Genomic DNA, 9,436 nt, shown 5'->3' on the forward strand with positions numbered 1-9,436 from the left:
CGCATCGCGAGTGGTGCGCTTAGCCTTCGGGCCGTCCCTCACCTCTCCCCTGGAGTCTCCCATGCCCCTCCTCATCCGCGGCGGCACCGTCGTCAATCACGATCATTCGCGCCGCGCGGACGTGCTGATCGACGGCGAGACCATCGTCGCAGTCGGGACATCGCTTGAGGCGCCGACGGGCGCCGAGATCATCGACGCCGGCGGCGCCTACATCATCCCGGGCGGCATCGATCCGCACACCCATCTCGAAATGCCGTTCATGGGCACCGTCACCGCCGACGATTTCGAATCGGGAACCAAGGCGGCGCTGACCGGCGGCACCACCATGGTGGTGGATTTCTGCCTGCCCGATCCCGGCCAATCGATGCTCGCGGCCTATCAGGAGTGGCGGCACAAATCCGAGAAGGCGGCGACCGACTACGGCTTCCACATGGCGGTGACGTCGTGGTCGAAGCAGATCTATGACGAGATGGAGACCGTGGTCAAAACCTACGGCATCAACACCTTCAAGCACTTCATGGCCTACAAGGGCGCGCTGATGGTGAACGACGACGAGCTCTACAACTCGTTCGCGCGCTGCGCCCATCTCGGCGCCATGCCCGTTGTCCATGCGGAGAACGGCGACGTCGTCGCCCTGATGCAGGAGGCACTGATCGCGCGCGGCGTCACCGGCCCCGAGGGCCACGCTTATTCGCGGCCGCCGGAAGTCGAGGGCGAAGCCACCAACCGCGCCATCATGATCGCGGACATGACGGGCACACCGGTCTATATCGTGCACACGAGCTGCCGCGAGGCGCATGAGGCGATCGCGCGGGCGCGCGCGGCGGGAAAACGCGTCTACGGCGAACCGCTGATCCAGCATCTGCTGCTCGATGCCGGCGAATACCAGAACAAGGACTGGGATCATTCCGCGCAGCGCGTGATGTCGCCGCCGTTCCGCGACAAGTCGCACCAGGATAGTCTGTGGGCCGGCCTGCAAGCCGGCTCGCTCCAGGTGGTCGCGACCGACCATTGCGCCTTCACCACGGAGCAGAAGCGGTTCGGGCTCGGCGATTTCAGGAAGATCCCGAACGGCACCGGCGGCCTCGAAGACCGCCTCGCGCTGCTGTGGACCGCGGGCGTCGCCACGGGGCGGCTGACCAAGGAAGAGTTCGTCGCGGTGACCTCGGCAAACATCGCCCGCATCCTCAACATCTATCCGCGCAAGGGCGCGGTCGCCGTCGGCTCGGATGCCGATATCGTGGTGTGGGACCCCAAGGCGACGAAGAGCATCAGCGCGAAGCGGCAGATGAGCCGGATCGATTACAACGTGTTCGAGGGCTTTGCCTGCACCGGCGGACCGGCGGCGACGCTGTCGCGCGGCAGCATTGTCTGGACGGATGGCGATCTGCGCGCCGAGGCAGGCGATGGCCGCTACGTCGAACGCCCCGCCTTCTCGCCGGTACATGTGGCGAATTCGACCTGGAAGGAGCTGACCGCCCCGCGCGCGGTCGCACGCGGAGCGGTGACGCCGTAAGAACGCGATTCACGCGGGATGCGACGCCATGAAGCGCGGTTGATGGCACGCGCTTTGCCTCTTTATGTCGCAACTTTTTCTCAAGGAGGCAGCGATGAGCGCATCATCTTCCGACATGAACCGCCGCAGCGTCGTGCTCGGTGGCCTCGGCATTGCCGGAATGATGGCGATCGCGCCACGCTTCGCCCGGGCGCAGGGGCGCGCCGAGACGCTGCTGGTGGTGCAGGAGCTGGGGCCGAACTCGCTGGACATGCAGGGCGTCGGCTCCAACCAGACCGTGAACGGCCTGTCCTGGAATTGTTACGATCGCCTGCTGACCTACGCCTTCAAGACGCTGCCCGATGGGACCGTGTCCTATGATCGCGAGAAGCTCGCGCCTGAACTCGCCGGGAGCTGGGAGGTCGCGGCCGACGGCATGTCCTGCACCTTCCGCTTGCGGAAGGACGCGAAATTCCACGACGGCACGCCGGTCACGGCCAGGGACGTCAAATGGTCGTTCGACCGTGCGGTGAAGGTCGGCGGCTTTCCGACCTTCCAGATGTCGGCGGGATCGCTGGAAAAGCCCGAGCAGTTCGTGGTGGTCGACGACCACACCTTCCGCATCGACTACGTCCGCAAGGACAAGATGCTGCTGTTCAACGTCGCGGTGGTCGTGCCGTTCATCATCAACTCCGAGCTCGCGAAGAAGAACGCAACGCCTGAAGATCCGTGGGCGCTGGCCTGGCTGAAGACCAACGAGGCCGGCGGCGGCGCCTACAGGATCGAGAGCTGGAAGCCCGGCAGCGAGACCGTGTTGGCGCGCTTCGACGACTGGAAGAGCGGGCCGCTGCCGAAGGTCAAGCGCGTGATCGCGCGCGACGTTCCCTCCGCAGGCACCCGGCGCGCCATGCTGGAGCGGGGCGATGCCGATATCTCCAGCGGCTTTGCGCCGCGCGATTTCGAGCAGATCATCCGGGAGGGCAAGGTCAAGGTATCAGGCGTGCCGATCCCGAACGCGCTCTGGTACGTCGCGCTGAACACGGCAAAGCCGCCGTTCGACAATGCCAGGCTGCGCCAGGCCATCGCCTGGGCGATGCCTTACGAGCAGATCCAGAGCAGCGCCTTCTTCGGACGCGCCGTCCCCATGTATGGCGGCGCGGCCGATGTCTCAAAGCCGGTCTGGCCGCAGCCGTTTCCCTATGTCACTGATCTCGACAAGGCCAAGGCCCTGATGAAGGAGGCTGGCTTCGAGTCCGGGCTGGAAACGACGCTGTCGCTCGACACCGGTACGGCGACCGTCGGCGAGCCGACCGCGATCCTGATCCAGGAGAGCCTCGCCAAGATCGGCATCAAGGCGTCGATCGAAAAGATCCCCGGCGCGAACTGGCGCACGACGCTGAACAAGAAGGAGCTGCCGCTCGCGCTCAACCGCTTCAGCGGCTGGCTCGATTATCCCGAGTATTACTTCTACTGGAATTTCCACGGCAACAACTCGATCTTCAACATCTCCTCCTACCGAAACAAGGAGATGGACGCGCTGATCGACAAGGCACGCTTCACCGCGGATGCAGCCGAGTACGACAAGGCCGTGAAGGATTTCATCGCGCTCTGCATGCGTGACGTTCCCGTCATTCCGCTCAACCAGCCGATCCACGACGTCGCCATGCAGAAGGGCGTCACCGGCTACGAGTTCTGGTTTCACCGCGAGCCGGACTACCGTCAGTTCGCGAAGGGCTAGTGCCGATCAACGACGCGGACGAGGCCTGAGGGGCCTCGCGCCTGCTCGGTCGGAAAGCCCCTTTCCAGCCGCGCCTCGCTCGCACGCAGCATCGCCACATCGAGCTTGCCTTGCCGCGATCCGTCCAGCGCGCAGGCAAAGACCCGGTAGAACTGCGCACCGTCATAGGCGACCAGCAGCAGATCGACGCCGGCGTTGATCGCCTCGACCACCGCCTTGCAGACGTCGTGCTGGTAGATCGCGCCCATCACGAGGTCGTCGGTCATCACCACGCCCTGGTAATTCCACTTGTCGCGGATGATGCCTTGGACGACGCGCTTCGAATGCGAGGCGGCGCGATCGGGATCGACGGCGGTGAGTGTGACATGGCCGACCATGAGCGCGCTGCGCGAACGCGACAGCACCTCGCGGAACGGGAACCAGTCGGTTGCTTCCAGCTCCCTAACCGGCGTGTCGAGATTGGCGCTGAAATGATGCGTGTCGGTGCGCACGCGCCCGATGCCGGGAAAATGCTTAAGCGTGGCGCCGACGCCGGACTCTTCCAGCCCGCGCACATAGGCGTTCGCGATTGTGCTGACCACGACGGGATCGGTCGCAATCGCCCGTTGACCGATCAGCGTGTGGAAGTCGAGACGATTGCGGCGGCCCGGCGGCTTGAGGTCGAGCACCGGCGCGAGATTGAGGTTGACGCCGAGGCCGGCGAGCTCGCGGCCGTGGATACGGCCAAACCCTTCGGCTTTGGCCTGCTGGTCGTCGGGGGCGAGCCCGGTGAGCGTCGCCAGCGCCGGCACCTTCGTCAGCGGCGGCGCGAGATGCCCGACGATGCCGCCCTCCTGGTCGGCGGCGACGACCAGCGGCGGCAGGCTAGCTGCACGCCGCTTGTCCTGGAGCGCCGCGATCTCGGCACGCAGCGTCTCGACCGTCCGGCCGCGGATGTTGTGCCGGGTCACGTAGACGCCGCCGATCAAGCCTTGCTCGGCAAGACGCGCGACCTCGGGAAAAGAGGAATAGCCGACCATGAAGTGAGGCCCGAGCTGGCGCGCCTCGACGGCACTGGTCCCCAGAACATCGTGCTTGCGCAACTCGAACTTTAGATGCGCTGCCGACATCAACAGCGGCGGCAGGCACCAGATTACGACGAGAAGCTTGCCGGCCATGGTGCGCCACCGCCCTCTGCGAAGCAGAAAAATGACAATCGCGATGCTTGCAACGACAAGCACGATGTTTCCGGCGCCGCGCAGCGGGACCAGATAAGGATCGTTCTTGTTCGCGGCCGCGAATGCGACGAGGGGCGCGGCCAGCCAGAGCAGAATGAGACCAATACGGCGGAGGAATTGCATGATGCGCCACATGGGAGAGGTGATGAATGCTTCGCACCTAACAAAGCGATTTGCGCTGCGCGAGAGGCAAAAGCGCGCCTGCACGAAAACTGCAAAAGACTCCTGAAACCGTGCAGACGATGATCCCGCCTTCTGCACAAGCAGCGGTCAGACTTCGTGATGTCACCCATCACGAGAGGTCCTTCGGACATGACGAGCCTGGCTTCGACGATCGCRGCGGACATTCAGCCGATCAGGTATTCCTCGATTCCGGCCAAGGTCGGCCTCGCGCTGGCGCTGGCCGCGCTCGCCGACTGGCTGTTCTATGGCGAGCGGATCGGACTTTCGCTCACGCTCTTTGCCGTCGCGATGGCTTGCGTGTCCGTGCTCTTCAACCATGCGGTCCTGGATTTTCGGCGCGCGGCGATCGGCGGCACGATCTTCATGCTCGGTCTCATGCCCGCCGTCGAGGAGCTCAATACGCTGTCGTTCCTGATCCTGGTCACGTCGCTGACGATTGCGCTGCTGCTCGCGACCAACCCGGAGACGACTGAACTCGCCGACCGCGCCCGCGCGCTACGCAACTTTGTCCTGTTCGGTCCCTTCAGGTTCTTCCTCGAGACGCTCCAGATCTTCAACATGTCGGCCTTCACCCGCGGCATCGCGCTCTGGCTGCTACCGGCGGCGCTCGGCACGGTGTTCATCGCGCTGTTCGCCGCGGCCAATCCGGTGATCGAGCAGTGGATCTCCCTGCTCAATCCCAAGGTCGTCTTCGAATATGTCAGCGTCTGGCGCGTGCTGTTCTGGACTTTGATGCTGGCGCTGGTCTGGCCATTCATCCATGTGCGCTGGCGGCGCAGGAAGGTTCTCACCACGACGGTCGACGATGGCCCGGTGCCGCCGCCGCTCCCGCCCCTGGTCCCGGCCGAGTTCCTGGGACCCTCGGCGATTCTGCGCTCGCTGATCCTGTTCAACCTGCTGTTCGCGGCACAGTCCATCCTCGACGGCATCTATCTCTGGGGCCATGTGGCGCTGCCGGCCAACCTGACCTACGCGGCCTACGCCCATCGCGGCGCCTATCCGCTGATCGCGACCGCCCTGCTCGCCGCTGCCTTCGTGCTGGTGGCGATGCGTCCGGGCGGACCGGCGGAGAAATCGAACGTGATTCGTCCGCTGGTGTATCTCTGGGTGGGGCAGAACGTGCTGCTGGTCGCCTCCTCCATCCTCCGCCTCGATCTCTACGTCGACATCTACATGCTGACCTACTGGCGCATCGCGGCCTTCATCTGGATGGGGCTGGTGGCGCTCGGGCTGATCCTGATCGTCGCCCGGATCGCGCTCGACCGGTCCAACCGGTGGCTCGTCAGTGCCAACCTGATCGCGTTAACGATCGTGCTCTATAGTGCCTCGCTGGTGAACTTCGATGCGTTCATTGCCGACTACAATGTCGCCCACAGCCGGGAAGTGTCAGGCAAAGGCGTGCAGATCGATATCAACTACCTCCTCACGCTCGGACCGCAGGCGTTGCCCGCAATCGACAAGGCGATGTTGCTGCGGCCCAGCGCCAATGAGAGCTGCCTTGTGTCGCGCCGCGACCTGCTTGTAGAACTTCAGCACCGGGATCTGGCCTGGCGAAGCTGGGGCTTTCGGAGCTGGCGGCTGCAACGCAGGCTCGATGCCGAGGTCAAGAACCCGCCCGGCAATCAGCCGGCCGGTTAAGCGGAGATATCCTTGGCGCATCGCATTCTCATCGTCGACGACGAAGGCCACATCCGCGAGGTCATCCGCGTCGCGCTGAAGAAGGCCGGCATGGACGTGATCGAGGCGCGCGACGGCAAGGAGGCGCTCGCCCGCTTTGCCGCCGACAAGCCTGACCTGATCGTGCTCGATATCGGCATGCCCGAGTTCGACGGCCTCGACGTCTGCCGCGAGATACGCAAGAGCTCCGACGTGCCGATCCTGTTCCTGTCGGCGCGCGACGAGGAGATTGACCGCATCCTGGGTCTCGAGATCGGTGGCGACGATTACGTGACAAAACCCTTCAGCCCGCGCGAGCTGGTGGCGCGGGTCAACGTCATTCTGCGCCGCCTGAGCCCGCGCAATGGCGAGGCCAAGGCCGGGCCGAGCGCGCTGGCGCAAGGCGGCCTGCTGATCGATCCCGAGCAGCATGTCGCGTCCTTCGCCGGTACGCCACTGAAGCTGACCGCGATCGAGTTCGGCATCCTGCGCGCGTTCCTGACCCGGCCGACCTCGGTATTCAACCGCGAACAGCTGATGCGGGCGGCCTATCAGCTCAACATCCAGGTCTCCGATCGCACCATCGACAGCCATATCCGCAACATCCGCGCCAAGCTCGCGGCGCTGGCCTGCGACAACGTGATCGAGACCATCCACGGCGTCGGCTTCAAGCTCGGCCGCTGCGAGAAAGAGGCATGAGCGCGGCGCCCGACAAATGGCGGCCGTCGCTCGGGCTCGTCATTTTCGCGGTGCTGGCAACCGTCGCGGTGCTGCCGCTGGTCGGCCTGTTCTTCTTCCGCCTCTACGACAACCAGCTCATCCGCCAGACCCAGGCCGAGCTGATCGCGCAAAGCCGCGTGCTGGCAACGATCTATGCGCAGGAGGTCACCGCGCGGCTCGATAGCGGCCTCACGCTCGGCACAGAAGTGCCGCCGGGCGTGCTGCCCGACCCCGGCGACCAGGTCACGCCGATCCGGCCCGCGCTTGACCTCACCGCCAACGATTTGTTGCGGCGGCGGCCCGATGCGCAGGCAGCAATCCGCCCGGCACAGCCGGCCTATGTCGAGATCGGCGCAAGGCTGACGCCGATCATCCGCGAGACCCAGAAGGTGACGCTGGCGGGCTTTCGCATCCTCGATCCTCAAGGCGTGGTGATCGCCGGGCGCCAGGAGGTCGGCCAGTCGCTTGCGCATATCGAGGAGGTCGCGGATGCGCTGCACGGGCAGTACCGCGCCACCTTGCGCAACCGCGTGCCGGACAAGCCGCCGCCGCCGATCTATTCCTTCAGCCGCGGCCTCGGCGTGCACGTGTTCTCGGCGATGCCCGTCATCGTCAACAACCGCGTTGCGGGGGTAATCTACACCACGCGGACGCCGAGCAACATCTTCGACCATCTCTACCAGGAGCGGGCCAAGTTCGTGCTGGCCGGGCTCGCCGTGATCCTCGGCACGATCGCGATCGGCCTGGTATTCTCGCGCACCATCACGCTGCCGATGCGCGAATTGATCGACCGCGCCGCGCGGATCGGACGTGGTGACCGCGAGGCGTTCAGGCCGCTCCGGCACTACGGCACGCGCGAGTTCGCCCAGCTCTCGCATAGCTTCCTCGGCATGGCCGAGCAGCTCGCAAGGCGCTCCGACTACATCGCGACCTTCTCGGCCCATCTCACCCACGAGCTGAAGTCGCCGCTGACCTCGATCAAGGGTGCGGCCGAGCTGCTGCAGGATTCGGTTCAAGGCAAGTCGGGCAGCCTGACGCCGGCCGAGCAGACGACGTTCATCGCCAACATCCTGTCCGACACGCAGCGGCTGGAGGCGATGGCGCAGCGGCTGCGCGAGCTCGCCCGCGCCGAAAGCCTGCCGCAGAACGAGCGCACCGAGCTTGCGCCCGTCATCGCCGACCTCCGGAGCCGGTTTCCGGCAAGCGCAATCTCGGCCAGCGGCAGCCTCGACCGGACGATCGGCATGTCCGGCGAGAAGGCACTGATCGTGCTGTCGCATCTCGCCGACAACGCGATGCGGCACAAGGCGAGGTCAATCAGGCTGGAGGCGGTGGACGAGCGGACGACCCTGCTTCTGACGGTGAGCAATGACGGCGAGCCGATCTCGGCGCCGAACCGCGACAGGATCTTTGACGCGTTCTTCACCACCCGCCGCGACCAGGGCGGCACCGGGATGGGGCTGGCAATCGCGCGCGCGGTGATGGCGAGCCATGGCGGCTCGATCAGGCTGAAGCCGACCGACGAGGGCGCGGCCTTCGAGCTGCAGTTTCCAGTCGCCTAGATCGCGAACACCCAGGCGGCGACGATGGTGCCGATGGTGACGAGACCAGCGATGGTCCAGCCGGCGGCATATTCCAGTTCAGGGTGACCGGTCGCCCGCATGATCTCTGCCGGATCGGCGGTATGCTTCTCTGCCATGACAGCCTCGCACGTTTCTCCCCGTGTCTATGGATTAAGTCGCACCAGCCGCCATAAGGTTCCATCACGGACATGCGAGGAATAAAAAAACGCGAAAACAACCCCMTGCACAGTAGAAAGCCTGCTCCGGCACGAGGCCAGGTCGCGCCGCACAACCGCCTGACGCGCCGAACCAAAACGGCCCCGCCGCGCAATTCCCGCGTGCCCCGCGCCTTGCCTTCCAAATCCGGTTGCATGCTAGACTGGACGCCATCCATGGCAGGAGGGAAGCATGGCCGACAGCAAGGCAAAGCGGGGCGGAGCCGATCGCGCCCTGATTGCGCTCACCGAGAAATACGAAGTCGCCTATTGGTCGAAGAAGTTCAAGGTGACGCCGGCCAAGCTGAAATACGCCGTCAAGAAGGTCGGCCACTCCGCCAAGAAGGTCGAGGCCTACATCAAGCTCCAGAAGCACCGCGCCTCCGACAAGAGCCGGATCGCGCTCAGCGAGGCCTATGRGGTCCGCTACTGGTCGAAGAAATTCAAGATCACCCCGGCGAGGCTGAAGGCCGCCGTGGCCGCAGCCGGCCATTCCTCCAGGAAGGTGGAAGCGTACCTCGCAGCCCAGAAGGCGGCGAAAAAGGCCAGGAAGGCGAAGAAAACGGTCAAACGGAAGAAGGCGGCCTGAGATTTCGGGCCGATTTTCGGACTCATTTTCGGACTCTTGGAGGCAGGGATGACATCTGGCC

At 65.0% G+C, this 9,436-nt stretch carries 8 protein-coding genes; 6 read left to right on the forward strand and 2 right to left on the reverse strand.

All coding sequences use genetic code 11. The features are described from left to right. Positions 1-61 precede the first annotated feature (61 nt). Positions 62-1,516 carry a dihydropyrimidinase gene (gene hydA, locus AC1D00_RS13415; protein ID WP_477010995.1) on the forward strand — a complete coding sequence of 485 codons (1,455 nt, stop codon included), beginning with the start codon at positions 62-64 and terminating at the stop codon, positions 1,514-1,516. Positions 1,517-1,610: 94 nt separating this feature from the next. After that, positions 1,611-3,233, forward strand: a complete 1,623-nt coding sequence (locus tag AC1D00_RS13420; protein ID WP_477010996.1) for an ABC transporter substrate-binding protein — start codon at positions 1,611-1,613, stop codon at positions 3,231-3,233. On the opposite strand, the gene AC1D00_RS13425 is transcribed toward AC1D00_RS13420, so the two are convergent. Next, on the reverse strand, positions 3,230-4,573 hold the full coding sequence (locus AC1D00_RS13425) for a glycoside hydrolase family 3 N-terminal domain-containing protein (RefSeq protein WP_477011001.1): 1,344 nt from the start codon (positions 4,571-4,573) through the stop codon (positions 3,230-3,232). The two genes, AC1D00_RS13420 and AC1D00_RS13425, sit on opposite strands and share 4 nt — an antisense overlap. A 189-nt stretch (positions 4,574-4,762) precedes the next feature. Here AC1D00_RS13425 and AC1D00_RS13430 point away from each other — a divergent pair, with 189 nt between their 5' ends. From AC1D00_RS13430 to AC1D00_RS13440, 3 genes are read left to right on the forward strand one after another with little or no spacing between them, the layout of a single operon-like run. Beyond that, on the forward strand, positions 4,763-6,271 hold the full coding sequence (locus tag AC1D00_RS13430) for a DUF4153 domain-containing protein (protein WP_477010997.1): 1,509 nt from the start codon (positions 4,763-4,765) through the stop codon (positions 6,269-6,271). Positions 6,272-6,283: 12 nt separating this feature from the next. Further along, complete coding sequence (locus tag AC1D00_RS13435; RefSeq protein WP_477010998.1) at positions 6,284-6,988, forward strand: response regulator; 705 nt, start codon at positions 6,284-6,286, stop codon at positions 6,986-6,988. Then, positions 6,985-8,571, forward strand: coding sequence for an ATP-binding protein (locus AC1D00_RS13440; protein ID WP_477010999.1), 1,587 nt, complete (start codon positions 6,985-6,987; stop codon positions 8,569-8,571). Before AC1D00_RS13435 ends, AC1D00_RS13440 begins: the two co-directional genes overlap by 4 nt. On the opposite strand, the gene AC1D00_RS13445 is transcribed toward AC1D00_RS13440, so the two are convergent. Continuing rightward, complete coding sequence (locus AC1D00_RS13445; RefSeq protein ID WP_007597071.1) at positions 8,568-8,708, reverse strand: hypothetical protein; 141 nt, start codon at positions 8,706-8,708, stop codon at positions 8,568-8,570. The genes AC1D00_RS13440 and AC1D00_RS13445 overlap by 4 nt on opposite strands. Before the next feature lie 271 nt (positions 8,709-8,979). On the opposite strand from AC1D00_RS13445, the gene AC1D00_RS13450 reads away from it, so the two are divergent. Continuing rightward, positions 8,980-9,375 carry a DUF3606 domain-containing protein gene (locus AC1D00_RS13450; protein ID WP_477011000.1) on the forward strand — a complete coding sequence of 132 codons (396 nt, stop codon included), beginning with the start codon at positions 8,980-8,982 and terminating at the stop codon, positions 9,373-9,375. Positions 9,376-9,436 lie beyond the last annotated feature (61 nt).

It is taken from the genome of Bradyrhizobium sp. P2_E8 (genome assembly GCF_056403875.1).

Excerpts from the sequence above, each read along its gene's own strand:
- hydA (WP_477010995.1), top strand. The coding sequence starts at position 62 with ATGCCCCTCCTCATCCGCGGCGGCACCGTCGTCAATCACGATCATTCG.
- AC1D00_RS13420 (WP_477010996.1), top strand. The coding sequence starts at position 1,611 with ATGAGCGCATCATCTTCCGACATGAACCGCCGCAGCGTCGTGCTCGGT.
- AC1D00_RS13425 (WP_477011001.1), bottom strand. The coding sequence starts at position 4,573 with ATGCAATTCCTCCGCCGTATTGGTCTCATTCTGCTCTGGCTGGCCGCG.
- AC1D00_RS13440 (WP_477010999.1), top strand. The coding sequence starts at position 6,985 with ATGAGCGCGGCGCCCGACAAATGGCGGCCGTCGCTCGGGCTCGTCATT.
- AC1D00_RS13445 (WP_007597071.1), bottom strand. The coding sequence starts at position 8,708 with ATGGCAGAGAAGCATACCGCCGATCCGGCAGAGATCATGCGGGCGACC.